Source organism: Pseudomonas sp. Root401 (assembly GCF_001425105.1).
Classification (GTDB): Bacteria; Pseudomonadota; Gammaproteobacteria; order Pseudomonadales; family Pseudomonadaceae; genus Aquipseudomonas; species Aquipseudomonas brassicacearum.
In genome coordinates this window covers 1-26,165 of the sequence record NZ_LMDO01000041.1, presented here as the reverse complement: position 1 = coordinate 26,165, position 26,165 = coordinate 1, and the positions used below count along the sequence as shown (strand labels likewise).

General features: G+C 60.4%; 24 protein-coding genes. 23 read left to right on the top strand and 1 reads right to left on the bottom strand.

The features are described from left to right. From bamA to ispD, 15 genes are all read left to right on the top strand, one after another. Nucleotides 1-1,211: outer membrane protein assembly factor BamA (gene bamA / locus ASC85_RS24210; RefSeq protein ID WP_082534473.1), on the top strand; the 1,211-nt coding region annotated here is incomplete at its 5' end. 45 nt (nucleotides 1,212-1,256) lie between these two features. Further along, nucleotides 1,257-1,760, top strand: a complete 504-nt coding sequence (locus tag ASC85_RS24205; RefSeq protein WP_003184901.1) for an OmpH family outer membrane protein — start codon at nucleotides 1,257-1,259, stop codon at nucleotides 1,758-1,760. A 3-nt stretch (nucleotides 1,761-1,763) separates the two neighbouring features. Then, nucleotides 1,764-2,819: a UDP-3-O-(3-hydroxymyristoyl)glucosamine N-acyltransferase gene (gene lpxD / locus ASC85_RS24200; protein WP_057451692.1), complete on the top strand. Its 1,056-nt coding sequence runs from the start codon at nucleotides 1,764-1,766 to the stop codon at nucleotides 2,817-2,819. A 105-nt stretch (nucleotides 2,820-2,924) separates the two neighbouring features. Next, on the top strand, nucleotides 2,925-3,365 hold the full coding sequence (gene fabZ / locus ASC85_RS24195; protein ID WP_003184897.1) for a 3-hydroxyacyl-ACP dehydratase FabZ: 441 nt from the start codon (nucleotides 2,925-2,927) through the stop codon (nucleotides 3,363-3,365). Next, nucleotides 3,362-4,138, top strand: coding sequence for an acyl-ACP--UDP-N-acetylglucosamine O-acyltransferase (lpxA, locus tag ASC85_RS24190; protein ID WP_003198252.1), 777 nt, complete (start codon nucleotides 3,362-3,364; stop codon nucleotides 4,136-4,138). Before fabZ ends, lpxA begins: the two co-directional genes overlap by 4 nt. 2 nt (nucleotides 4,139-4,140) lie before the next feature. Next, a complete protein-coding gene (gene lpxB / locus ASC85_RS24185; protein ID WP_057451691.1) occupies nucleotides 4,141-5,271 on the top strand; it encodes a lipid-A-disaccharide synthase in 1,131 nt (376 codons plus the stop codon). Next, a complete protein-coding gene (rnhB, locus tag ASC85_RS24180) occupies nucleotides 5,268-5,912 on the top strand; it encodes a ribonuclease HII (RefSeq protein ID WP_057451690.1) in 645 nt (214 codons plus the stop codon). The genes lpxB and rnhB overlap by 4 nt, the downstream gene beginning before the upstream one ends. Nucleotides 5,913-6,095: 183 nt before the next feature. After that, complete coding sequence (gene dnaE, locus ASC85_RS24175; protein ID WP_046065021.1) at nucleotides 6,096-9,617, top strand: DNA polymerase III subunit alpha; 3,522 nt, start codon at nucleotides 6,096-6,098, stop codon at nucleotides 9,615-9,617. A 149-nt stretch (nucleotides 9,618-9,766) separates the two neighbouring features. Next, nucleotides 9,767-10,714, top strand: coding sequence for an acetyl-CoA carboxylase carboxyltransferase subunit alpha (locus ASC85_RS24170; RefSeq protein WP_057451689.1), 948 nt, complete (start codon nucleotides 9,767-9,769; stop codon nucleotides 10,712-10,714). A 131-nt stretch (nucleotides 10,715-10,845) separates the two neighbouring features. Beyond that, complete coding sequence (tilS, locus tag ASC85_RS24165) at nucleotides 10,846-12,171, top strand: tRNA lysidine(34) synthetase TilS (RefSeq protein WP_057451688.1); 1,326 nt, start codon at nucleotides 10,846-10,848, stop codon at nucleotides 12,169-12,171. Between the two features lie 274 nt (nucleotides 12,172-12,445). After that, nucleotides 12,446-14,077 (top strand): CTP synthase, encoded by a 1,632-nt coding sequence (locus tag ASC85_RS24160; protein WP_003198266.1) that lies wholly within the window; start codon nucleotides 12,446-12,448, stop codon nucleotides 14,075-14,077. Nucleotides 14,078-14,081: 4 nt separating this feature from the next. Next, nucleotides 14,082-14,927, top strand: coding sequence for a 3-deoxy-8-phosphooctulonate synthase (kdsA, locus tag ASC85_RS24155; RefSeq protein ID WP_003198268.1), 846 nt, complete (start codon nucleotides 14,082-14,084; stop codon nucleotides 14,925-14,927). A 162-nt stretch (nucleotides 14,928-15,089) separates the two neighbouring features. After that, nucleotides 15,090-16,379 (top strand): phosphopyruvate hydratase, encoded by a 1,290-nt coding sequence (eno, locus tag ASC85_RS24150; protein ID WP_013692387.1) that lies wholly within the window; start codon nucleotides 15,090-15,092, stop codon nucleotides 16,377-16,379. A gap of 171 nt (nucleotides 16,380-16,550) precedes the next feature. After that, on the top strand, nucleotides 16,551-16,829 hold the full coding sequence (ftsB, locus tag ASC85_RS24145; RefSeq protein ID WP_003184873.1) for a cell division protein FtsB: 279 nt from the start codon (nucleotides 16,551-16,553) through the stop codon (nucleotides 16,827-16,829). Further along, nucleotides 16,826-17,533 (top strand): 2-C-methyl-D-erythritol 4-phosphate cytidylyltransferase, encoded by a 708-nt coding sequence (gene ispD / locus ASC85_RS24140; protein ID WP_003198271.1) that lies wholly within the window; start codon nucleotides 16,826-16,828, stop codon nucleotides 17,531-17,533. Before ftsB ends, ispD begins: the two co-directional genes overlap by 4 nt. Before the next feature lie 155 nt (nucleotides 17,534-17,688). Here the strand turns inward: ispD and ASC85_RS24135 are convergent, their stop codons facing one another. Then, on the bottom strand, nucleotides 17,689-18,585 hold the full coding sequence (locus ASC85_RS24135; RefSeq protein ID WP_057451687.1) for a LysR substrate-binding domain-containing protein: 897 nt from the start codon (nucleotides 18,583-18,585) through the stop codon (nucleotides 17,689-17,691). A gap of 107 nt (nucleotides 18,586-18,692) precedes the next feature. On the opposite strand from ASC85_RS24135, the gene ASC85_RS24130 reads away from it, so the two are divergent. The 8 genes from ASC85_RS24130 (at nucleotide 18,693) to rpoS (ending at nucleotide 25,900) form a co-directional block, all read left to right on the top strand. After that, nucleotides 18,693-19,805, top strand: coding sequence for an S-(hydroxymethyl)glutathione dehydrogenase/class III alcohol dehydrogenase (locus tag ASC85_RS24130; protein WP_057451686.1), 1,113 nt, complete (start codon nucleotides 18,693-18,695; stop codon nucleotides 19,803-19,805). A gap of 83 nt (nucleotides 19,806-19,888) precedes the next feature. Beyond that, the gene (fghA, locus tag ASC85_RS24125; protein WP_162254892.1) at nucleotides 19,889-20,740 is read left to right on the top strand and encodes an S-formylglutathione hydrolase; all 852 of its coding nucleotides are present in this window, start codon (nucleotides 19,889-19,891) and stop codon (nucleotides 20,738-20,740) included. 43 nt (nucleotides 20,741-20,783) lie between these two features. Then, complete coding sequence (gene ispF, locus ASC85_RS24120; protein WP_057451684.1) at nucleotides 20,784-21,257, top strand: 2-C-methyl-D-erythritol 2,4-cyclodiphosphate synthase; 474 nt, start codon at nucleotides 20,784-20,786, stop codon at nucleotides 21,255-21,257. After that, a complete protein-coding gene (gene truD, locus ASC85_RS24115) occupies nucleotides 21,254-22,312 on the top strand; it encodes a tRNA pseudouridine(13) synthase TruD (RefSeq protein ID WP_057451683.1) in 1,059 nt (352 codons plus the stop codon). The genes ispF and truD overlap by 4 nt, the downstream gene beginning before the upstream one ends. Further along, nucleotides 22,300-23,049, top strand: coding sequence for a 5'/3'-nucleotidase SurE (gene surE / locus ASC85_RS24110; protein ID WP_038856712.1), 750 nt, complete (start codon nucleotides 22,300-22,302; stop codon nucleotides 23,047-23,049). Before truD ends, surE begins: the two co-directional genes overlap by 13 nt. Nucleotides 23,050-23,090: 41 nt before the next feature. Next, nucleotides 23,091-23,726: a protein-L-isoaspartate(D-aspartate) O-methyltransferase gene (locus tag ASC85_RS24105; RefSeq protein WP_177343181.1), complete on the top strand. Its 636-nt coding sequence runs from the start codon at nucleotides 23,091-23,093 to the stop codon at nucleotides 23,724-23,726. Nucleotides 23,727-23,937: 211 nt separating this feature from the next. Next, a complete protein-coding gene (locus ASC85_RS31605) occupies nucleotides 23,938-24,786 on the top strand; it encodes a peptidoglycan DD-metalloendopeptidase family protein (protein WP_082534472.1) in 849 nt (282 codons plus the stop codon). A gap of 106 nt (nucleotides 24,787-24,892) precedes the next feature. After that, on the top strand, nucleotides 24,893-25,900 hold the full coding sequence (gene rpoS / locus ASC85_RS24100; RefSeq protein WP_057451681.1) for an RNA polymerase sigma factor RpoS: 1,008 nt from the start codon (nucleotides 24,893-24,895) through the stop codon (nucleotides 25,898-25,900). The last annotated feature ends 265 nt before the right edge of the window (nucleotides 25,901-26,165 follow it).

Below are 26,165 nucleotides of genomic sequence, written 5' to 3'. Positions count from 1 at the left end.
TCTTCAAGGAAGTCAACGTCGAGACCCCGGCCGTACCGGGCGTCGATGACCAGGTCGATGTGAACTACAGCGTCGAAGAGCAGGCTTCCGGCTCGATCACCGCCAGCGTCGGTTTTGCCCAGAGCGCCGGCCTGATCCTCGGTGGCTCGATCACCCAGAACAACTTCCTGGGTACCGGTAACAAGGTCAGCATCGGCTTGACTCGCAGTGAGTACCAGACCCGCTACAACTTCGGTTACGTGGACCCCTACTGGACCGCGGACGGTGTGAGCCTGGGTTACAACGCCTTCTATCGCACCACTGACTATGACGAACTCGATTCCGATGTCTCCAGCTATGCAGTAGACAGCTTGGGTGCTGGCGTCAACGTGGGTTATCCAATCAGCGAGACTTCGCGACTCACATTCGGTCTCACCGCCCAGCAGGACGAAATCAGCACTGGCCGCTATACCGTTGACGAGATCTTCGATTTCGTCGAGAAGGAAGGCGATAAGTACCTGAACTTCAAGGCCTCTGCTGGTTGGTCCGAGTCGACCTTGAACAAGGGTGTGTTGGCAACCCGTGGCCATTCCCAGAGCCTGGTATTGGAAACGACCACCCCTGGCAGTGACCTCTCGTTCTTCAAGCTCGACTACCGCGGCCAGCTGTTCCAGCCGCTGACCGACAACTACACCATGCGCCTGCACACCGAGCTGGGCTATGGTGATGGCTACGGTTCGACCGACGGCCTGCCGTTCTACGAGAACTACTACGCCGGTGGTTTCAACTCGGTTCGTGGTTTCAAGGACAGTACCTTGGGCCCGCGCAGTACGCCGAGCCGTGGTGAATCCGTCACGGGTAACCAAGGCACATTGGCGGACCCGGACCAGGATCCGCTGCCATTCGGTGGCAACGTCCTTATCCAGGGTGGTGTCGAGGTGTTGTTTCCAATGCCGTTCGTCAAGGATCAACGCTCCCTGCGTACTTCGGTATTCTGGGACGTGGGTAACGTATTCGACTCCAGCTGCGATAACGCCAAGAATAGCAACGGCTCTTCGTCCAATGCTGAATGTAACGACATCAGTCTGAGCAACCTGGCCAGTTCTGTCGGTGTAGGCGTGACCTGGGTCACCGCGCTGGGTCCTTTGAGCTTCGCATTGGCGATGCCGATCAAGAAACCGGATGACGCTGAAACCCAAGTGTTCCAATTCTCCCTCGGCCAGACGTTCTAAGCGTCTGACCCATGACAACGACAATGGATTTTGTAGGAGTACATCGTGCGTAAGTTGACTCAATTGGTTCTCCTGGCGACCGTACTGGTCGCTGGTCCGGCTTTTGCCGACATGAAGATCGCCGTGCTGAATTATCAGATGGCCCTGCTGGAATCCGACGCGGCGAAGAAGTACGCCGTGGATGCCGAGAAGAAATTCGGCCCGCAACTGACCAAGCTCAAGGGCCTGGAAAGCAGCGCCAAGGGCATTCAGGATCGTCTGGTGGCCGGTGGCGACAAGATGGCCCAGGGCGAGCGCGAGCGTCTGGAGCTTGAATTCAAGCAAAAGGCCCGTGACTTCCAGTTCCAGTCCAAGGAACTGAACGAAGCGAAAGCTGTTGCCGACCGCGAAATGCTCAAGCAACTCAAGCCGAAACTCGACAGCGCCGTGGAAGAAGTCATCAAGAAAGGTGGTTTTGACCTGGTGTTCGAGCGTGGCGCAGTGATCGATGTCAAGCCTCAATACGACATCACGCGCCAGGTGATCGAGCGCATGAATCAGCTGAAGTAATCCATGACCGCGACCATCAAGCTCGGCCAATTGGCCGAGTTCCTCGGCGCCACCCTGCGTGGCGACCCGGAGAAGGCAATTACTGGGCTAGCCACTTTGCAAGAGGCTGGCCCAGCTCAGTTGAGCTTTCTGGCAAATCCTCAATACCGCAAGTACCTGGCCGACAGCCGGGCAGCCGCGCTGTTGCTCAAGGCTGCTGATGCCGATGGGTTTGCCGGCGATGCCCTGATCGTGCCCGATCCGTACCTGGCGTATGCCCGCATTTCCCATCTGTTCGATCCCAAGCCGAAATCGGCCGCCGGTATTCATCCCAGCGCCGTGATCGCGGCAGATGCCGTGGTTGATCCCACGGCCAGCGTCGGCCCATTCGTGGTCGTCGAAAGCGCGGCCCGAATCGGTGCCGGCGTCACGCTGGGTGCCCATTGTGTCATTGGCGCACGCAGCGAGATCGGCGAAGGCGGTTGGCTGGCACCACGGGTCACCCTGTATCACGATGTGCGCATCGGCAAACGGGTCGTGATTCAGTCCGGCGCAGTACTGGGCGGCGAAGGGTTTGGGTTTGCCAACGAGAAAGGCATCTGGCAGAAAATTGCCCAGATCGGCGGCGTCACCGTTGGTGATGACGTGGAGATCGGCGTCAACACCGCGATCGACCGTGGTGCCCTGGCCGACACGGTCATCGGCAATGGCGTCAAGCTCGACAACCAGATCCAGATCGCCCACAACGTCCAGGTCGGTGACCACACCGCCATGGCCGCCTGCGTGGGCATCTCCGGCAGCACCAAGATCGGCAAGCACTGCATGCTCGCCGGTGGCGTGGGGCTGGTGGGGCATATCGATATCTGTGACAACGTGTTCCTGACCGGGATGACCATGGTGACCCACTCGATTACCGAGCCAGGTGCCTACTCTTCCGGTACGGCCATGCAGCCGGCAGCCGAATGGCGCAAGAGCGCGGCGCGTATCCGCCAGCTCGACGACATCGCGCGACGCCTCAAGCAGGTGGAAAAGCGTGTAGGGGACGTGACCCCTGGCGGTAATGCTTCATCAGATGGCTGATACCATTTCCATATCAAGTGTGCACAGCCGTTAGGGCATCTTGATTTGCTAGCGGAGTGCGCGTCACTCGTGCGCTTCCAATCTTTACATAGGCTTCCCCCCGAAATGATGGACATCAACGAGATTCGCGAATACCTGCCTCACCGTTACCCGTTCCTGCTGGTGGATCGGGTGGTGGACCTGGACGTTGAAGGCAAGCGCATTCGCGCCTACAAGAATGTCAGCATCAACGAGCCATTCTTCAATGGTCACTTCCCCGCGCATCCAATCATGCCGGGCGTATTGATCATCGAAGCGATGGCTCAGGCTGCCGGGATCCTTGGTTTCAAAATGCTCGACGTAAAACCTGCCGACGGCACGCTCTATTACTTCGTCGGTTCCGACAAGCTGCGTTTCCGCCAGCCAGTCACCCCGGGCGATCAGTTGATCCTCGAAGCCAAGTTCATCAGTTGCAAGCGCCAGATCTGGAAGTTCGAATGCCAGGCCTCGGTCGATGGCAAGCCAGTCTGCTCCGCTGAAATCATCTGTGCGGAACGCAAACTATGAGTTTGATTGACCCTCGCGCAATCATCGATCCGACGGCCGTTTTGGCCGCCGATGTCGAGGTCGGCCCGTGGTCGATTGTCGGCGCAGGTGTGGAAATCGGCGAGGGTACGGTGATCGGTCCCCACGTAATTCTCAAGGGACCGACCCGGATTGGTCGGCACAATCGCATCTACCAGTTTTCTTCGGTAGGCGAGGACACGCCCGATCTCAAGTACAAAGGTGAAGAAACCCGTCTGGTCATCGGCGATCACAACGTGATCCGCGAAGGCGTGACGATTCACCGTGGCACCGTTCAGGATCGTTCCGAAACGACCTTGGGCGACCACAACCTGATCATGGCCTACGCGCACATCGGCCATGACAGCGTGATTGGCAACCATTGCATCCTGGTCAACAACACCGCGCTGGCCGGTCATGTGCACGTGGATGATTGGGCGATCCTGTCCGGGTTCACCCTGGTGCACCAGTATTGCCATATCGGCGCCCACAGCTTCTCTGGCATGGGCACTGCCATCGGCAAGGACGTCCCTGCCTATGTCACGGTGTTCGGCAACCCGGCCGAAGCCCGCAGCATGAACTTCGAAGGCATGCGCCGTCGTGGTTTCAGCGAAGAGGCGATTACGGCGCTGCGTCGCGCCTACAAAGTCGTGTATCGCCAGGGCCTGACGGTCGAGCAGGCACTCGCCGAACTGGCCGAGGCTTCGGCGCAACACCCGGAAGTCGCGATCTTCCGCGATTCCATCCAGTCTTCGACTCGCGGCATCACTCGCTGACCATGGCTAATTTGCGTATTGCACTGGTGGCGGGAGAGGCTTCCGGTGACATTCTGGGCGCCGGTCTGATGCGCGCGCTCAAGGCGCAGCATCCCGCTGTCGAATTCATTGGTGTTGGCGGGCCGTTGATGGAGGCCGAAGGCCTGGCGTCCTATTTCCCGATGGAACGCCTGTCGGTGATGGGCCTGGTGGAAGTACTCGGTCGCCTGCGCGAGCTGCTGGCCCGGCGCAAGAAGCTGATCCAGACCCTGATCGACGAAAAACCGGATGTGTTCATCGGCATCGATGCGCCGGATTTCACCCTCAATATCGAACTCAAGTTACGTCAGGCCGGTATCAAGACCGTGCATTACGTCAGCCCGTCGGTCTGGGCCTGGCGGCAGAAGCGGGTGCTGAAGATTCGCGAAGGTTGCGACCTGATGCTGACGCTGCTGCCGTTCGAAGCCCGGTTCTACGAAGAGAAGGGCGTGCCGGTGCGGTTTGTCGGGCACACCCTGGCCGATACCATTCCCCTGGAAGCCGACCGCGATGCGGCCCGTCAGGCGTTAGGCCTGCCCGAGGGACCGCTGGTGGCCTTGATGCCCGGGAGCCGGGGCGGCGAAGTGAGTCGCTTGGGCGGTCTGTTTTTCGACGCTGCCGAACGCCTTCGGGCGCTGCGACCCGGTGTACGTTTTGTCCTGCCGTGTGCCAGTGCGCAGCGTCGCGTCCAGTTGGAAGCGCTGTTGGTTGGTCGTGATTTGCCGGTGACGCTGCTCGACGGTCGTTCCCACGAAGCGTTGGCGGCCTGCGATGCGGTGTTGATTGCCTCCGGCACTGCTACCCTTGAGGCGCTGTTGTATAAACGCCCGATGGTGGTCGCCTATCGCCTGGCGCCGCTGACGTTCTGGATTCTCAAGCGCATGGTCAAGAGCCCCTACGTGTCCTTGCCGAACCTGTTGGCCCAGCGCTTGCTGGTGCCGGAGCTGTTGCAGGACGAGGCGACCGCCGAGGCGCTGGCCACTACGCTGTCGCCCTTGATCGACGGCGGCGAGGAACAGACCCGGGGCTTTGATGAAATCCATCGTACCTTGCGTCGTGATGCTTCCAACCAGGCGGCTGATGCGGTACTGACCCTGATTGGCGCAAAACCATGAGCAACTCAAAGCTACAGATGGGCCTGGACTTCAACCTGGTCGCCGAAGTCGAAGAACTGGTGGCTGGTGTTGATGAAGTGGGGCGGGGCCCGTTGTGCGGCGCGGTGGTGACGGCGGCGGTGATTCTCGACCCGAAGCGGCCGATCCTGGGCCTCAACGATTCGAAGAAACTCACTGAAGCCCGTCGCGAAAAGCTCTACGACGAGATTTGCGAGAAAGCCCTGAGCTGGTGCATCGCTCGGGCCGAAGTCGAAGAAATCGATGAACTCAATATCCTGCACGCCACCATGCTTGCCATGCAGCGTGCCGTGCAGGGCCTGCACATCACGCCGAAACTGGCGATGATCGATGGCAATCGCTGCCCGAAACTGTCGATGCGCGCCGAAGCGGTTATCCAGGGCGACGCCAAGGTGCCGGCCATCGCGGCGGCCTCGATTCTGGCGAAGGTCAGTCGCGACCGGGAAATGGCCGCTTTCGAATTGATTTACCCGGGCTATGGCATCGGCGGCCACAAGGGTTACCCGACTCCCGTTCATCTGGAAGCTTTGGCGCGCCTTGGGCCAACGCCGATCCATCGGCGCTCGTTCGCCCCGGTGCGGCTGGCTTATGAAGCTCGTGATGGCTTGATCGAAAGGATCTAGCGAAAGCGTCGCAATGCCCCGTCGTGCCCTGTAGGAGCTGTCGAGCGAAGCGAGGCTGCGATCTTTCCACTGCCGATTGAGTCAAGAGTGAAAGATCGCAGGCTTCGCCAGCTCCTACATGTTTTATCCAAGGCCCGGTACAATCCGGGCCTTGTTGTTTTCATGACTTAACGCAGGATCACTATGCCGGCTTCATTCGTTCATCTACGCCTGCACACTGAATACTCCCTGGTCGACGGTCTGGTGCGGATCAAGCCCCTGGTCAAGACCCTGGTGGGCATGAACATGCCTGCCGTGGCGGTCACCGACCAGAACAACATGTGTTCGCTGGTCAAGTTCTACAAGGCCGCCATGGGCGCCGGGATCAAGCCGATCTGTGGCGCCGACCTGTGGCTGTCGAACAAGGACCCGGACGCACCGCTGAGCCGTATCAGCCTGTTGGTGATGAACGCCCTGGGTTATCGCAACCTCACCGAGCTGATCTCCCGTGGTTTTATCGACGGCCAGCGCAACGGCTCGATCATCATCGAGCGCGAGTGGGTGGCCGAGGCCAGTGAAGGGCTGATCATGCTGTCGGCGGCCAAGGAAGGTGAAATCGGCCTGGCCCTGCTCAGTGGCAACCCCGAGGAAGCCGAGACCCTGGCCCGTGACTGGATGTCGGTGTTCCCGGATCGCTTCTACATCGAAGTGCAGCGCACTAATCGTCCCAATGATGAAGAACACCTGCATGCCGCCGTGGCCCTGGCCGACAAGATCGGCGCGCCGCTGGTGGCGACCAACGATGTGCGCTTTATCAAGCAGGAAGACTTCGAAGCCCACGAAACCCGTGTCTGCATCGGTGAGGGTCGGGCCCTCGACGATCCACGGCGGTCGAAGAACTACAGCAACCAGCAATACCTCAAGAGCGCCGAGGAAATGGCCGAGTTGTTCAGCGACCTGCCCGAGGCGCTGGAAAACACCGTCGAGATCGCCAAGCGCTGCAACATCGAAGTGAAACTGGGCAAGCACTTCCTGCCCAACTTCCCGATCCCCGATGGCATGACCATCGACGAATATTTCCGCAAGGTGTCTTTCGACGGCCTGGAGGATCGCCTCAGCGTCCTGTTGCCCAAGGACACGACTGAAGATTACGAAGCCAAGCGCCAGGTCTATGTCGATCGGTTGAATTTCGAGCTGGATATCATCATCCAGATGGGCTTTCCCGGTTACTTCCTGATCGTGATGGACTTTATCCAGTGGGCCAAGAACAACGGCGTGCCGGTGGGCCCAGGCCGTGGGTCGGGTGCCGGGTCGCTGGTGGCCTATGTGCAGAAGATCACCGACCTCGACCCGCTGGAATATGACCTGCTGTTCGAACGTTTCCTCAACCCGGAACGGGTATCCATGCCCGACTTCGACGTCGACTTCTGCATGGACGGTCGCGACCGGGTGATCGACTACGTGGCCGAGAAATATGGCCGCAACGCTGTGAGCCAGATCATCACCTTCGGCTCCATGGCCGCCAAGGCGGTGGTGCGCGACGTGGCGCGGGTGCAGGGCAAGTCCTACGGCTTGGCGGATCGTCTGTCGAAGATGATTCCGTTCGAAGTCGGCATGACCCTGGAGAAGGCCTACGAGCAGGAAGAAATCCTGCGGGACTTCATCAAGGTCGATGAAGAGGCCGCGGAAATCTGGGAGATGGCCCGCAAGCTCGAAGGCGTGGTGCGTAACGTCGGCAAGCACGCCGGCGGCGTGGTGATCGCGCCGACCAAGCTGACTGACTTCTCGCCGATCTATTGCGACGAAGAAGGCGACGGCCTGGTGACCCAGTTCGACAAGGATGACGTCGAGGCGGCGGGCCTGGTGAAGTTCGACTTCCTCGGCCTGCGCACCCTGACCATCATCGACTGGGCGCTGAAAACCATCAACCGTGACCGGGCCAAGGTCGGCGAAGAACCGCTGGACATTGCCTTCATCCCGCTGGATGACAAGCCGACCTACAGCCTGCTGCAAAAAGCCGAAACCACGGCGGTGTTCCAGCTTGAATCCCGGGGCATGAAGGAGCTGATCAAAAAGCTCAAGCCCGACTGCCTGGAAGACCTGATCGCACTGGTGGCCCTGTTCCGTCCGGGCCCGTTGCAGTCGGGCATGGTGGATGACTTCATCAACCGCAAGCACGGCCGCGCCGAGCTGGCGTACCCGCACTCGGATTATCAGTACGAAGGCTTGAAACCGGTGCTGGCACCGACCTACGGCATCATCCTGTATCAGGAACAGGTGATGCAGATTGCCCAGGTCATGGCCGGTTATACCCTCGGCGGCGCGGACATGCTGCGCCGGGCGATGGGTAAGAAGAAACCCGAGGAAATGGCCAAGCAGCGCGGCGGTTTCATTGAGGGTTGCGCCACCAACGGCATCGACCCTGACCTGGCCGGTAACATTTTCGACCTGGTGGAAAAGTTCGCCGGCTACGGCTTCAACAAATCCCACTCCGCCGCCTATGGCCTGGTGTCGTACCAGACCGCGTGGCTGAAAGCGCATTACCCGGCGCCATTCATGGCGGCGGTACTGTCGGCGGATATGCACAACACCGACAAGGTCGTGACCTTGATCGAAGAAGTGCGGACCATGAAGCTGCGCCTCGACGCACCGGACGTGAACGCTTCGGAGTTCAAGTTCACGGTGAACGACGAAGGCCGCATCATTTACGGCCTGGGCGCGATCAAGGGCGTGGGCGAGGGGCCGGTGGAAGCCATCACCGAAGCGCGCCAGGACGGGCCGTTCAAGGACCTGTTCGATTTCTGCGCCCGGGTTGACCTCAAGCGCATCAACAAGCGCACCCTCGACGGTTTGATCCGCAGTGGTGCCCTGGACCGGCTGGGGCCTTACTTCCAGGATGAGCCCAAGGCCTACCAGGCCAACATCGACCGCAACCGCGCGGTGTTGCTGGCGGCGATGGAGGAGGCGATCAAGGCCGCCGAACAGACAGCCCGCACCCATGACAGCGGCCACGCCGATCTGTTCGGCGGGCTGTTCGTCGAAGAAGACGCCGATGTCTACGGCAACCATCGCAAGGCCAAGGAGCTGACCCTCAAGGAACGCCTCAAGGGTGAGAAAGACACCTTGGGCCTGTACCTCACCGGTCACCCGATCGACGAATACGAAGGCGAGATCCGCCGCTTCGCCCGTCAGCGCATCATCGACCTCAAGCCGGCGCGCGATACGCAAACCGTCGCCGGCATGATCATCGCCCTGCGGGTGATGAAGAACAAAAAGGGCGACAAGATGGGCTTCATCACCCTCGACGACCGCTCCGGGCGCATCGAGGCCTCATTGTTCGCCGATGCGTTCCACTCGGCGCAGTCGCTGTTGCAGACCGACGCGATGGTGGTGGTGGAAGGCGAGGTCAGCAACGATGACTTTTCCGGTGGCCTGCGGCTGCGGGTCAAGCGGGTGATGAGCATGGAAGATGCCCGTACCAACCTGGCTGAAAGCCTGCGCCTGAAGTTGCAGACCCAGGATCTCAAGGGCGATCAGCTACGCTGGTTGGGCGAATTGTTCAAGCGCCATCGCGGCGCCTGCCCGATCACCATGGAGTACGTACGCCCCGATGCCAAGGCTGTGTTGCAGTTCGGCGAAGGCTGGCGGATCGATCCGGCGGATGCGTTGATTCAAGCCTTGCGTGACCAGTTCGGCAAAGACAACGTCTTCCTCCAATACCGTTGACGGCCAGGGGCCATTCCTGAAACCGGAATACCCCTGATCTCGACCCGAATTTTTAATCTCGACCTGAACGCGCCTCTCCCTTAAGGTAGGCGCGAATAGACAACCGGCCGGCCCAAGCTCTCTTGGACGTCGACCCAAGACGGACGCCTATGAACCCGAATTTTCTAGATTTCGAACAGCCGATCGCCGACCTGCAAGCCAAGATCGAAGAGTTGCGCTTGGTCGGTAATGACAATTCGCTGAATATCGGCGATGAAATCTCTCGTCTGCAGGACAAAAGCCGCACGCTGACCGAAGACATCTTCGGCAAGCTGACCAGCTGGCAGATCGCCCGCCTGGCGCGTCATCCACGTCGTCCCTACACCCTGGACTACATCGACCACATCTTCACCGAGTTCGATGAGCTGCACGGTGACCGCCACTTCTCCGACGACGCCGCAATCGTCGGCGGTGTCGCCCGCCTGGACGACCAGCCGGTGATGGTTATCGGCCATCAGAAAGGCCGCGAAGTGCGCGAGAAGGTGCGCCGCAACTTCGGCATGCCGCGTCCGGAAGGCTACCGCAAGGCCTGCCGCCTGATGGAAATGGCCGAGCGCTTCAAGATGCCGATCCTGACCTTCATCGACACGCCGGGCGCCTACCCGGGCATCGACGCCGAAGAGCGCAACCAGAGCGAAGCGATTGCCTGGAACCTGCGCGTCATGGCGCGCCTGAAAACCCCGATCATCGCCACTGTAATTGGCGAAGGTGGTTCCGGCGGTGCACTGGCCATCGGTGTCTGCGACCAGTTGAACATGCTGCAATATTCCACCTATGCGGTGATCTCGCCGGAAGGCTGCGCCTCGATCCTGTGGAAAACCGCCGAGAAGGCGCCGGATGCCGCTGAGGCCATGGGCATTACCGCCGAGCGTCTCAAAGGCCTGGGCATCGTGGACAAGGTGATCAGCGAGCCAGTCGGCGGCGCTCACCGCGACCCGGCTGCAGCGGCGGCGCTGATCCGTGCCGAGCTGAGCTCGCAATTGTCGATGCTCAAGAAGTTCGACAACGAAGCGCTGCTGGCTCGTCGCTACGAGCGGTTGATGAGCTACGGCCTTTGATCTGATTGCAATACCATGTGGGAGCGAGCCTGCTCGCGATAGCGGTTTAACATTCAACAAATGAGTTGACTGATATACCGCCATCGCGAGCAGGCTCGCTCCCACAGTTGTTTGTGCCAAGGCTGACTCCAATGAACTCAAGCGCGGATCTGCCAACCCGGCTCCTCAAGCACATGCTCCCCTGGCGCAACGCCGCCACCTGGCGCATCGCCTTCTCCGGCGGCCTCGACTCCACCGTCCTGTTGCACCTGCTCGCGACCCTTTCGCAACACCACTCCTTGCCCGCATTGAGCGCTATCCATGTGCATCACGGCCTCCAGGCGGTGGCTGAGGCGTGGCCGGACCATTGTCGTTCGGTCTGCGCGGCCCTGGGCGTGCGGCTGGACGTGGTGAGTGTGCAAGTGCGCCCTGGTGCCAGTGTCGAGCGCGCTGCCCGGGAAGCGCGTTACGCGGCCTTTGTCGCGGCGATCCACAGCAATGAAGTGCTGCTTACCGCCCAGCATCGCGATGACCAGGCCGAAACCCTGCTGTTTCGTTTATTGCGCGGGGCAGGGGTAAGGGGCTTGGCAGCAATGCCACGGCAGCGTCCTTTGGGCCGAGGGCATCTGTTGCGACCGTTGCTCGATGTGTCCCGGGCGGAGCTGGAAGCCTATGCGAGGCAGCACGGCTTGAGCTGGATCGAAGATCCCTCCAACGACGATCACCGGTATGCGCGCAATTACCTGCGCCAGCGGGTTTTTCCAGTGTTGGCCGAGCAATGGCCCCAAGCGTCGACGACCCTGGCTCGCAGCGCTACGCACATGGGTGAAGCCCAAACTTTGCTGGATGATTTGGCGCGAATCGACCTGGCCCAGGCCGCGACCCCGGGAGTGTTCGACTGGCTCGGGCTGCAATCCCTGGCGCTGGAGCCTTTGCGGGCGTTGTCGCCGGCCCGTCAGCGCAACGCCTTGAGCCATTGGCTGGCGCCGATGACCCTGCTGCCCGATACCGATCACTGGTCGGGCTGGGACTCGTTGCGCGATGCCGCCGATGATGCCCGGCCGCTCTGGCGACTGGCCGGTGGTGAGTTGCACCGCGCCGCCGGGCGGATCTGGTGGTTATCCGACCACTGGCTATGTTCGCTGCCAGGCGCCGTCGACTGGGCCGATCCGACGGTTGCGCTGAGCTTGCCGGACAATGGTCGGGTGGTGCTCGACGGCACGCCGCCTGCGGGGCCGCTCAGCGTGCGCTATCGTCAAGGCGGCGAGGTGATGGCATTACAGGGTCGTGGTCACCGTGACCTCAAGCGTTTGCTCAATGAAAAGGCCGTGCCGGCGTTCGTTCGTGGTCGATTGCCGCTGCTCTATCAGGGCGAGCAATTGCTGGCGGTGGCCAACCTGGCCGGGCTCGATGCACAGGCTGATGGCAGTTGGCAACTGATCTGGACGCCAGGAAGCCAAGATCTGGGTTTGAGCTGAAAGGGGCTTTCCGGTAGACTACGCTCCCTTCTTGATACAACTTCTGTGGATTCGCCTGAATTGCAGGAGTTGCCGATTACCAAGCAGTCTTTGCTGGGCGATTCCAAAAAATGTGTAGCGAGCAACGTACCGGTGATTTCACTTCCGGTCTGTCCCAACGCGGCGGTTTTTTTGAAAGGTGCACTGTGATTAATGCAGGTGATCGGGGGCTTCGGCCTTCCTTCGCTTTCCCCGGCGGCTCGGACCGCTTTAACGCAGACTTCTAGGGTTTTTCATGACGCGCTACATATTCGTCACGGGCGGTGTTGTTTCTTCATTGGGGAAAGGCATTGCCTCGGCTTCATTGGCGGCCATCCTGGAGGCGCGGGGACTTAAGGTCACCATGCTCAAGCTGGACCCGTACATCAACGTTGACCCGGGCACCATGAGCCCGTTCCAGCACGGTGAAGTGTTCGTCACCCACGACGGCGCCGAGACCGACCTGGACCTGGGCCACTACGAGCGGTTCATCCGCACGACCATGACCCAGAACAACAACTTCACCACCGGCCGTGTCTACGAACACGTGCTGCGCAAGGAGCGTCGTGGTGACTACCTGGGCGCGACCATCCAGGTCATCCCGCACATCACCGACGAAATCAAGCGCCGCATCATCAAGGGTGCTGGCGATGCCGACGTGGCGATGGTCGAAATCGGCGGCACCGTGGGCGACATCGAGTCCCAGCCGTTCCTCGAGGCCATCCGCCAGTTGCGTTTCGAAATCGGCGCCAAGCGCGCGATGCTGATGCACCTGACACTGGTGCCGTACATCGCCACCGCCGGCGAAACCAAGACCAAACCCACCCAGCACTCGGTCAAGGAACTGCGTTCCATCGGCCTGCAGCCGGACGTGCTGATCTGCCGCTCCGATCACCCGATCGACATCTCGTCGCGTCGCAAGATCGCCCAGTTCACCAACGTTGAAGAGCGTGCGGTCATCGGCCTGGAAGACGCCGACACCATCTACAAGATCCCGGGCATCCTGCACTCCCAGGGCCTGGACGACTTCGTCGTCGAGCGCTTCGGCCTGCAATGCGCCAGTGCCGATCTGTCCGAATGGGAAGCCGTGGTCGATGCCAAGCTCAACCCGGAGCACGAAGTCACCATCGCCATGGTCGGCAAGTACATGGAGCTGCTGGACGCCTACAAGTCGCTGATCGAGGCGATGAGTCACGCCGGCATCAGCAACCGTACCAAGGTCAACCTGCGCTACATCGATTCCGAAGACATCGAGAACCAGGGTACCGGCCTGCTCGAAGGCGCCGATGCGATCCTCGTGCCGGGCGGCTTCGGCCTGCGGGGCGTGGAAGGCAAGATCACTGCCGTGCAATACGCTCGCGAAAACAAAGTGCCTTACCTGGGTATCTGCCTGGGCATGCAAGTGGCGGTCATCGAGTTCGCCCGTAACGTGCTGGGCTGGAAAGACGCCAACTCCACCGAGTTCGATCGTGCCAGCGGCCATCCGGTCGTGGGCCTGATCACCGAGTGGGAAGATGCCACCGGTGCCGTGGAAGTGCGTACCGAAAGCTCGGACCTGGGCGGCACCATGCGTCTCGGTGCCCAGGAATGCCTGCTGGAAGCCGGCTCCAAGGTGCACGATTGCTACGCCAAGGATGTGATCGTCGAGCGTCACCGTCATCGCTACGAAGTGAACAACAACCTGCTGCCGCAGTTGATCGAGGCCGGCCTGAAAATCTCCGGTCGTTCCGGTGACGGCGCGCTGGTCGAAGTGGTCGAGGCCCCGGATCACCCATGGTTCGTCGCCTGCCAGTTTCACCCCGAGTTCACCTCGACGCCACGGGACGGTCATCCGTTGTTCAGTGGTTTCGTGAAGGCCGCTTTGGCTCAACACCAGAAAAAGGCATAAGACGATGGCCCAGAAGATCATTCGTGTCGGCGACATCGAGATTGCCAACGACAAGCCCATGGTGCTGTTTGGCGGCATGAACGTGCTGGAAAGCCGCGACATGGCGATGCAGGTCTGCGAGGAGTACGTGAAGGTCACCCAGAAGTTGGGTATCCCTTACGTGTTCAAGGCCAGCTTCGACAAGGCCAACCGTTCGTCCGTGACCTCCTACCGTGGCCCGGGCCTGGAAGAAGGCATGCGGATCTTCCAGGACATCAAGCAAGCCTTTGGCGTGCCGATCATCACCGACGTCCACGAGCCTGCCCAGGCCGCGGTCGTCGCCGAGGTCTGCGACATCATCCAGTTGCCGGCCTTCCTGTCGCGCCAGACCGACCTGGTGGTCGCGATGGCCAAGACCGGCGCGGTGATCAATATCAAGAAAGCCCAGTTCCTTGCGCCCCAGGAAATGAAACACATCCTGAGCAAGTGCGAAGAGGCTGGGAATGACCAGTTGATCCTCTGCGAGCGCGGTTCGAGCTTCGGCTACAACAACCTGGTAGTCGACATGCTCGGCTTCGGCATCATGAAGCAGTTCGAATACCCGGTATTCTTCGATGTGACGCACGCCCTGCAGATGCCTGGCGGTCGTTCCGATTCCGCCGGCGGTCGTCGCGCCCAGGTGACCGACCTGGCCAAGGCTGGCATCAGCCAATCCCTGGCTGGCCTGTTCCTTGAAGCCCACCCGGATCCGGACAATGCCAAGTGCGACGGCCCTTGTGCCTTGCGCTTGAACAAGCTGGAACCTTTCCTGTCTCAGCTCAAGGCGTTGGACGAGCTGGTCAAGAGTTTTCCGACAATAGAAACCGCGTAACGCGGTTTTCTCCGGTAAAGTACCGCTCGATTATCGCTCTGGCCCGCTGGCCGCACTGCTCTTGTGGGAGCATGGCTTGCCAGCGATGGTGCCCTTGAGGCCCCCATCGCCGGCAAGCCGTGCTCCCACAGCGTTTTCGTCAACTTTGGAGTGTTTACAACAATGGCAAAAATCGTCGACATCAAAGGTCGTGAAGTTCTCGACTCCCGTGGCAACCCCACTGTTGAAGCGGACGTGCTTCTCGACAACGGTATCATCGGCAGCGCCTGCGCGCCGTCCGGTGCTTCCACTGGCTCGCGCGAAGCGCTGGAGCTGCGTGATGGCGACAAGAGCCGTTACCTGGGCAAGGGCGTGCTCAAAGCCGTCGCCAACATCAACGGTCCGATCCGTGAGCTGTTGCTGGGCAAGGATCCTGCCGACCAGAAAGCCCTCGATCACGCGATGATCAAGCTCGACGGTACCGAAAACAAAGCCACCCTGGGCGCCAACGCGATCCTCGCCGTCTCCCTGGCCGCTGCCAAGGCCGCTGCCCAGGACCAGGACCTGCCGCTGTACGCCCACATCGCCAACCTCAACGGTACCCCGGGTGTCTATTCGATGCCGGTGCCGATGATGAACATCATCAACGGCGGCGAGCATGCCGATAACAACGTCGACATCCAGGAATTCATGGTGCAGCCGGTTGGCGCCAAGACCTTCTCCGAAGGCCTGCGCATGGGCACCGAGATTTTCCATCACCTCAAGGCTGTGCTCAAAGCCCGTGGCCTGAGCACCGCGGTTGGCGACGAAGGCGGTTTCGCACCGAACCTGGCGTCCAACGAAGACGCGCTGAAAGTGATCTCCGAAGCCGTGGCCAACGCTGGCTACAAGCTGGGCACCGACGTGACCCTGGCCCTGGACTGCGCCGCCAGTGAATTCTACGAAGACGGCAAGTACAACCTGTCCGGCGAAGGCCAGGTGTTCACCGCCGAAGGTTTCGCCGACTACCTCAAGGGCCTGACCGAACGCTATCCGATCATCTCCATCGAAGACGGCCTGGACGAGTCCGACTGGGCTGGCTGGAAAATCCTCACCGACAAGATCGGCGAGAAAACCCAGCTGGTGGGTGACGACCTGTTCGTGACCAACACCAAGATCCTGAAAGAAGGCATCGACAAGAAGATCGCCAACTCGATCCTGATCAAGTTCAACCAGATCGGCACCCTGACCGAAACCCTGGAAGCCATCCAGATGGCCAAGGCTGCCGGCTACACCGCCGTGATCTCCCACCGCTCCGGTGAAACCGAAGATTCGACCATTGCCGACCTGGCCGTGGGCACTGCGGCAGGCCAGATCAAGACCGGTTCGCTGTGCCGTTCCGACCGCGTTTCCAAGTACAACCAACTGCTGCGTATCGAAGAGCAGTTGAACGGCAAGGCCAAGTACAACGGTCGCGCCGAGTTTCGCGGTTAAGCGGTAAATGGTAAAAAGACAGCGGATCAGGTCGCAAAAGTCGCCATGGCGGCGGTTTTGCCTCTAATCTGATGCCTTATCAAGCACAAGCCTGGGTTCTCCAGGCTTCGTGCTATCAGACGCTTCAAAGTTTGGCATGGCGGTCTTTTTTCACTGGATACCTGATATTCGATGCGCAGTCCCAATTGGTTGTTTCTTGTCTTGCTCCTGTTGCTGGCCGGCCTGCAGTACCGTCTGTGGGTGGGCAATGGCAGCTTGGCGCAAGTGGCCGACCTGACTCAGCAAATTGCCGACCAGCACGCCGAGAACGAGGCGCTGCTGGAGCGTAATCGGGTGATGGACGCCGAAGTGACAGAGCTGAAAAAAGGCATGGAGACCGTTGAAGAACGGGCTCGACATGAACTGGGCATGGTCAAGGAGGGCGAAACCCTCTACCAGTTGGCCCAATGAGTATTCGTTTGCCGGCCTTCTGGGCCGTGATTCCTGCCGCGGGCGTTGGCGCTCGTATGGCCGCGGACCGACCCAAGCAATACCTGCAACTGGGCGGACGCACAATTCTTGAACACAGCCTCGGCTGTTTCCTCGACCATCCCACCGTCAAGGGTGTGGTGGTCAGCCTTGCACACGATGATCCTTACTGGCCGACCCTGGCCTGTGCCAACGACACACGCATCCAGCGTGTCGATGGTGGCGAGCAACGTTCGGATTCAGTGCTCAATGCCTTGCTGTACCTGCACGAGCAGGGCGCCGACGATCACGACTGGGTACTGGTGCACGACGCCGCCCGGCCCAATCTGGCCCGGGACGACCTGGACACACTGCTCAGCGAGTTGGCGACCGATCCGGTCGGCGGCCTGCTGGCCGTCCCGGCACGCGACACCCTCAAGCGCGTCGACAAACATGGCCGCGTGCTGGAGACCGTTGATCGCAGCGTGATCTGGCAAGCCTACACGCCACAGATGTTCCGCCTCGGCGCCTTGCATCGGGCCTTGGCCGACAGCCTGGTTGCAGATGCGCTGATTACCGACGAAGCGTCCGCCATGGAATGGGCCGGGCAGGCGCCGCGGTTGATCGAAGGGCGGGCCGATAACATCAAGGTCACCCGGCCGGAAGATCTGGAGTGGTTGCGCCAGCGCTGGGCGAATCGGCATTAAGCGAGAAGTGGAGGCGTCTTCTGAGTCGCCATCGCGAGCAGGCTCGCTCCCACAAGGGATTTTGGCTGTACACAAAATTTGTATCCGCTGAAGATCCAATGTGGGAGCGAGCCTGCTCGCGATAGCAATCGCTCAAGCAACATAAAAAACCACTGTCATCCCCGATACTCCGGCCGCCCAGCCAACCCTTCCTTCAAAAAATCCACCAACTTGCGCACCTTCGGCGACAGGTGCCGCTGCTGCGGGTACAACGCCCACACCGCCGTATTCGGCGGCTGATGAGCCTCCAGCAGCGAGATCAATGCGCCACTGTGCAAATGCTCCAGCACGTAATAATCCGGCAACTGGCACAACCCCACCCCTTGCAACGCCGCGTCCAACACCGCTTGCCCACTGTTGCAGCGCCAATTTCCCTGTACCCGTTGGGAAAATTCCCGTCCGTTCTGCTCCAGCTGCCAGATGTCGGAGCTGCCGATCAGGCAATTGTGGCGGCTCAGTTCCGACAAGCTGTGGGGTCGTCCGTAGCGTTCCAGGTAAGAGGGTGAAGCGCACAGGTACATGCGCCGCGGTGCCAGGCGCGTGGCGACCAGGCGGGAGTCCTGCAAGCGACCCAGGCGAATCGCCAGGTCGAGGCCTTCGTGTACCAGATCCAGAGGGCGGTTGCTCAGTTCGATGTCTACCCGTAACTGCGGGTACAGCCCCATGAACCGCGTTACCAGAGGCACGATGAACCGTTCGCCATAGGCCACGGCACAGGTCATGCGCAGCATGCCCTTGGGTTCGCTGGTGAGATCGCCCACCGCCCGCAGTGCTTCCTCGCGCCCGTCCTGCAAGCGTTGGCAATGCTGCAAAAACGTCTGGCCGGCCTCGGTCAGGGTGACTCGCCGGGTACTGCGGTAGAGCAAACGTGTCTGCAAACGCTCTTCAAGCCGTACGATTTGTCGGCTGATGTGGGAAGACGAAACCCCGAGACGTTCGGCGGCGGCGGTGAATTGACTGCATTCGGCCACGGCGACGAACTCGTCGATCCCTTCCCAGCGGTTATCGGACATGAAGGATTATCCCTATACAGCAATAATGTTTTGCTTTTGGTTGGATTATTCATCGTCCTGCGGAGGATTACACTCCCGGTCTTGTTTTTATTTGCTGGAGAGTCCGGATGATCAAGTCGCGCGCTGCCGTTGCCTTCGAGGCCAAGAAACCCCTGGAAATCGTTGAAGTCGACGTCGCCATGCCCAAGGCGGGCGAAGTGCTGTTGCGCGTGGTAGCTTCCGGTGTCTGCCATACCGACGCCTATACCTTGTCGGGCGCCGACCCGGAAGGGATCTTTCCGTCGATCCTCGGTCACGAAGGCGGCGCGATTGTCGAAGCCATCGGCGAAGGCGTGACCTCGGTCGCGGTGGGCGACCATGTGATCCCGCTGTACACGCCGGAATGCGGCCAGTGCAAATTCTGTAAGTCAGGCAAGACCAACCTCTGCCAGGCGATTCGCGCCACCCAGGGCAAAGGCCTGATGCCGGACGGCACTTCGCGCTTTTCCTACAAGGGCGAGACGATTTTCCACTACATGGGCACCTCGACGTTCTCTGAGTACACCGTGCTGCCGGAAATCTCCGTCGCAAAAATCTCCAAGGACGCCCCACTGGAAAAAGTCTGCCTGCTGGGTTGCGGCGTCACCACCGGTATCGGCGCGGTCCTCAACACCGCCAAGGTCAAGCCGGGTGACACCGTGGCGATCTTCGGCCTGGGCGGCATTGGCCTGTCGGCAGTGATTGGCGCGGTGAAGGCCAAGGCCTCGCGCATCATTGCCATCGACATCAACCCAGCCAAGTTCGAAATCGCCAAGCAACTGGGCGCTACCGACTGCGTCAACCCGAAAGACTTCGACCGTCCGATCCAGGAAGTCATCGTCGACATGACCGACGGCGGCGTGGACTTTTCCTTCGAGTGCATCGGCAATGTCCAGTTGATGCGTGCCGCGCTGGAGTGCTGCCACAAAGGCTGGGGCGAGTCGGTGATCATCGGCGTGGCCGGTGCCGGCCAGGAAATCGCCACCCGTCCCTTCCAGTTGGTGACCGGGCGCGTCTGGCGCGGTTCGGCCTTTGGTGGCGTGCGCGGTCGCAGCGAGTTGCCAAGCTATGTGGCAATGGCCGAGACGGGCGAGATCCCGCTGGATACGTTTATCACCCACACCATGGGCCTGGAAGATATCAACAAGGCGTTCGACCTGATGCATGAAGGCAAGAGCATCCGCACCGTCATTCATTTCTAAGGAGCAGCCACAAGCTTCAAGCCATAAGCTGCAAGTTGGGTCACCGCCCACTTGCAGCTTGAAGCTTGTCGCTTGCAGCTGAAATGCCAATGAGTCTGGAAAACATCTCCTGCCAGAAAAGCTTCGGCGGCTGGCACAAACGTTACCGGCACCGTTCCGACGTGCTCGGTTGTGACATGGTGTTTGCCGTGTACCTGCCGCCGCAAGCCGAGCAGGGCGGCAAGTTGCCTGTGCTGTATTGGTTGTCCGGGCTGACCTGCACCGACGAGAACTTCATGCAAAAGGCCGGTGCTCAGCGCATGGCCGCCGAGTTGGGCCTGATCATCGTCGCGCCGGATACCAGCCCCCGTGGCGCAGACGTGCCGGGCGATCCGGACGGTGCCTGGGACTTCGGCCTGGGGGCGGGTTTTTATCTGAACGCCACGCAGGATCCGTGGGCACGGCACTATCGGATGCATGACTACGTGGTGCAGGAATTGCCTACGCTTGTCGAAGCGCATTTCCCGGCTTCGGACAAACGCGGTATCAGTGGTCATTCAATGGGCGGCCATGGCGCGCTGGTCTGTGCTTTGCGCAACCCGGGGCGTTACCGTTCAGTGTCGGCCTTTTCGCCGATCAACAATCCGATGGATTGCCCATGGGGCCAGAAGGCCTTCTCTCGCTACCTGGGGGAAGACCGCTCGAAATGGCGGGAATGGGATGCCTGTGCATTGATTGCCGAGGCGCAGGAGAAGCTGCCACTGCTGGTGGATCAGGGCGATCGCGATGATTTCCTGGCCAACCAGCTCAAGCCCGAAGCCTTGCAACAGGCGGCCAAGGCTGCCGACCATCCGTTGGAGCTGCGCCTGCAACCGGGCTACGACCACAGCTACTTCTTCATCGCCAGCTTCATTGACGACCACTTGCAGCATCATGCGCGCGCTCTAAACGCCTAATGCAGGTAGAATCACGCCCTGACAAAAATCGGGGCGTTTTTTTATGCGTATTGGCCACGGCTACGATGTTCACCGTTTCGCTGAAGGCGACTTCATTACTCTGGGCGGCGTGCGAATCGCACATGGCTTCGGGCTGCTCGCGCATTCTGACGGTGATGTCCTGCTGCACGCCTTGAGCGATGCATTGCTCGGCGCGGCTGCCCTGGGGGACATCGGCAAGCACTTTCCCGACACCGACCCGCAATTCAAGGGCGCCGACAGTCGCGTGCTGCTGCGCCATGTGGTCGCGCTGATCCATGCCAAGGGCTGGAAGGTCGGCAACGTCGATAACACCATCGTTGCCCAAGCCCCCAAGATGGCGCCGCACATCGAAGCGATGCGCCAGTTGATTGCCGAGGATCTTCAAGTTGAGTTGGACCAAGTGAACGTGAAAGCCACCACCACCGAGAAGCTGGGCTTCGTCGGTCGCGAAGAAGGCATTGCCGTCCACTCCGTTGCCTTGTTGCTGCGCCCATGACTGAACTGGAACTGTTGGGGCCGCGGGCCTATGGCGAACCGCTGGGCAGTGCGGTACTCAAGGCCACCGCTGAAGATTTCCAGGTCGATGAAGTACTCGACATCCCGTTGACCGGCGATGGCGAGCACCTGTGGATCTGGGTTGAAAAACGTGGCTTGAACACCGAAGAAGCGGCCCGGCGAATCGCCAAGGCTGCCGGCGTGCCGCTGCGCACCGTCAGCTACGCCGGGCTCAAGGACCGTCAGGCCCTGACCCGCCAGTGGTTCAGTGTCCAATTGCCGGGCAAGGCCGATCCGGACCTGTCGGCGGCAGAGAACGACACGCTGAAGATCCTCAAGACCGCACGCCACAGGCGCAAGCTGCAACGCGGCGCGCACTCGGCCAATGGCTTTACCTTGCGCCTGACCCAATTCAAGGGCGATACGGCGGCGATCGATGCGCGCCTGCAACAGATTGTCCGCCAGGGCATCCCCAACTATTTTGGCGCCCAGCGCTTCGGCCATGACGGCGGCAACGTCGTCGATGCCCGGGGCTGGGCGGTGCGCAAGGCGTTGCCGGAACAGCGCAATGTGCGCTCGCGGCTGTTGTCCACCGCCCGCAGCTTCCTGTTCAACCGGGTGCTGGCGGCGCGGGTCGCCGACGGTAGCTGGCAAAAAGCCCAGGTGGGCGATTTGCTTGCCTTCACCGACAGCCGCAGTTTTTTCCCGGCCGCAGAGGCTGAATGCAGCGACCCACGCCTGGCCATTCTCGACCTGCACCCGACCGGGCCGCAGTGGGGCGAGGGACCTTCGCCTGCCGCTGGCGCGACGTTCGAGCTGGAACAAGCCATCGCCGCGGGCGAGGCCGATTTGCGGGACTGGTTGATAAACGCGGGAATGAGTCACGAACGTCGCATCCTGCGACTGCCCATTGGCGGGCTGTCGTGGCATTATCCCGAGCCTGACATTCTGCAACTGGAATTCGTCCTGCCGGCCGGATGTTTCGCCACTGTCTTGGTGCGCGAACTCGTCGATCTGGTGCCGGTGGGGCAGACGGACAGCCCATGCGTATTCTGATTTCTAACGACGACGGGGTGACTGCGCCCGGCCTTGCCGCGCTTTATGCTGCGCTGGCGGATTTTGCCGAGTGCGTGGTCATCGCCCCGGACCAGGACAAAAGCGGCGCCAGCAGCTCGCTGACGCTCGACCGTCCGTTGCACCCCTGCTATCTGGATAACGGTTTCATCAGCCTCAACGGCACTCCGACCGATTGCGTGCACCTGGGCCTCAACGGCTTGCTGGAGCGTGAGCCGGACATGGTGGTGTCGGGTATCAACCTGGGCGCCAACCTGGGGGACGACGTGCTTTATTCCGGCACGGTTGCCGCCGCCCTGGAAGGTCGCTTCCTGGACAAGCCATCGTTTGCCTTTTCGTTTGTTTCGCGACAGGTCGATAACTTGCCGACCGCCGCCTACTTCGCCCGTAAACTGGTCGAAGCCCACGGCGAGCTGGAGCTGCCGCCACGCACGGTGCTGAACGTGAATATCCCCAACCTGCCGCTCGATCACATCCGTGGCATCCAGCTCACTCGCCTGGGCCACCGTGCCCGCGCCGCCAAACCGATGCATGTCGTCGACCCGCGCGGCAAGGCCGGTTACTGGATCGCCGCCGCCGGTGATGCCGAGGACGGCGGGCCGGGCACTGATTTCCATGCGGTGATGCAAGGTTATGTCTCGATCACGCCGTTGCAGTTGGACCGTACCTTCAACGACGCCTTTCGAAATCTCGATGGCTGGCTGGAGGGGCTGCGCTGATGGCTCGTGAGCAAGACGATATGCTGCGCCGCGGAATCGGCATGACCTCCCAGCGCACCCGTGAACGACTGATCCAACGTCTCTACGAAGAAGGCCTGTCCAACGCCCAGGTGTTGGAAGTCATTCGCCGCACGCCGCGCCACCTTTTCGTCGATGAAGCCCTGGCCCATCGCGCCTATGAAGACACGGCGTTGCCGATCGGCCACAACCAGACCATTTCCCAGCCATACATGGTGGCCCGCATGAGCGAGTTGCTGCTGGAGGCGGGGCCGCTGGACAAGGTGATGGAGATCGGTACCGGCTCGGGTTACCAGACGGCGGTGTTGTCGCAACTGGTCGAGCGGGTGTTTTCCGTAGAGCGGATCAAGGTACTGCAGGATCGCGCCAAGGAACGCCTGGTTGAGTTGAACCTGCGCAACGTGGTGTTTCGCTGGGGGGATGGCTGGGAGGGGTGGCCGGCCCTGGCGCCGTACAACGGCATCATCGTGACCGCGGTGGCCACCGATGTACCCCAGGCCCTGCTGGATCAGCTTGCTCCCGGCGGGCGACTGGTGATTCCGGTGGGCGCCGGCGAAGTCCAGCAACTGATGCTGATCGTGCGCGAAGAAAACGGTTTTTCGCGACACGTCCTGGGGGCGGTGCGGTTCGTGCCGTTACTCAATGGGCCGTTGGCCTGAGCATTTATAAACAGACGCTGAATTCCGCGGCCCGGCCTGTGTCTTACAGCGGCACCGATTTGCTGAACAGAGTCCAACGGCGTCGAGCAAACGTGTGCGGCGACACATTGCGCTTCATTAATAGAGGCGCAGTCGTTGCCAGCTATATTTATATGAGTTCTGCCTGGACAGGCAGTTTCCAATTTTTCTGCCACCACAAAGGGAGCGGCGGGTGAGTCTCACAGTCATTGCGCAGCGTATGGGTATCACGAGCTTTCAGCGCCTGGTGACTGGCCTTGTCTTGAGTACTTTGCTGGTCGGGTGTTCCAGTACGCCTTCGGGTAATGTCCGGGTTGTCGATCGCAACAACAGTGCAACACCTCAACGTCCTACAGTAACGACCGGCCAATATGTAGTCCGTCGCGGCGATACGCTGTTTTCCATCGCTTTCCGCTACGGCTGGGACTACAAAGCCCTCGCGGCGCGTAACAACATTCCTGCGCCTTATACGATTCACCCAGGTCAGACGATTCGCTTCGATGGCCGTAGCGGTTCAACGCCTACCGCGGTGGTTACGCAGTCGGGTTCGACGCCTTCTTCGTCGAGTAAAACCACGGTTATTCGCCGGCCGACGGGGGCTGGAACGGCGACAGTACCGTCCGTCGCGAGCAAACCTGCCCCCGCTCCGATGCCTGCGGCAGGCCCCGCCCCGACAGGCTGGGGATGGCCTTCTAATGGCGTTCTCATTGGAAAATTCTCTTCAAACGGTAGTTTGAATAAAGGAATTGATATCGCCGGGGATTTGGGACAGCCTGTTTTAGCCGCGTCTGATGGCACGGTTGTGTACGCCGGGAGTGGTTTGAGGGGCTACGGCGAACTCGTGATCATCAAACACAGCGATACCTACGTCAGTGCCTACGGTCACAACCGCAGGCTGTTGGTTCGGGAGGGGCAGCAGGTCAAAGTCGGACAGACAATTGCCGAAATGGGATCAACGGGAACAGACCGGGTGAAACTGCATTTTGAGATTCGCCGACAAGGTAAACCAGTCGATCCGCTGCAATTCCTGCCACGGCGTTGATTTGATTGTCAGCCTGTTCCGTCACGTAGAGGGAACAGGCTCCAGCGTTGCCAAGGATAAAGGCGTCGCTTGAGCTTGAGGTCGAACTCACCAAAGGACTATAACAATGGCTCTCAGTAAAGAAGTGCCGGAGTTTGACATCGACGATGAGGTTCTCCTTGTGGAGACCGGCATCGCTATGGATTCGATGTCGAATGATGAAGGGGCGACTCCACCTTCCGTTCGTGCCAAATCCAAACACTCCGCTTCGCTTAAACAACATAAGTACATCGATTACACCCGGGCGCTGGACGCCACTCAGCTGTACCTCAACGAAATCGGTTTTTCGCCACTGCTCTCCCCCGAGGAAGAAGTTCATTTTGCGCGGCTGTCGCAAAGTGGCGACCCGGCCGGTCGAAAACGCATGATTGAAAGCAACCTGCGCCTGGTGGTGAAAATCGCCCGACGCTATGTCAATCGCGGGCTTTCGCTGCTGGACCTGATCGAAGAGGGCAACCTGGGGCTGATTCGCGCCGTCGAGAAATTCGACCCCGAGCGCGGCTTCCGTTTCTCGACCTACGCCACCTGGTGGATCCGCCAGACCATCGAACGGGCGATCATGAACCAGACCCGGACTATCCGGTTGCCGATTCATGTGGTCAAGGAACTGAACGTCTACCTGCGGGCCGCCCGTGAGTTGACCCAGAAACTCGACCATGAACCTTCACCCGAAGAAATCGCCAACCTGCTGGAAAAACCGGTGGGAGAGGTCAAGCGCATGCTTGGGCTCAACGAGCGTGTCTCCTCGGTAGACGTCTCGCTGGGGCCGGACTCGGATAAGACCCTGCTGGATACCCTGACCGACGATCGTCCGACCGATCCGTGCGAGTTGCTCCAGGACGATGACTTGTCCCAGAGTATCGACCAGTGGCTTTCGGAACTTACGGACAAGCAACGGGAAGTGGTGATTCGCCGCTTCGGCTTGCGCGGTCATGAAAGCAGCACGCTTGAAGATGTAGGCTTGGAGATTGGTTTGACCCGTGAGCGGGTGAGGCAGATCCAGGTTGAAGGTCTCAAGCGTCTGCGAGAGATCCTGGAGAAGAACGGCTTGTCGAGCGAGTCGTTGTTTCAATAACCCAAGGCGATTGCAGCAGAAAGGCCCTGACTGGCTGTGATGCTGTTCGCTTGGAAAAAACGGTGCTTCTTTCAGAAATGGAAAGTGCCGTTTTTTTTGGCTTGGGTTTGGGGGTATATCCGTTTTTTGCGTAACGACGGCTTATGGTTCCGCTCTTACAGCGGGCCCCCGGTGTCAGGATAGTTGTCGCCTCTCCGGATTTACCCCCAAAAGCACACCGAGGGCGGAAAGAGACAGGTTGTGACGTACTATTCACGCGAACGTA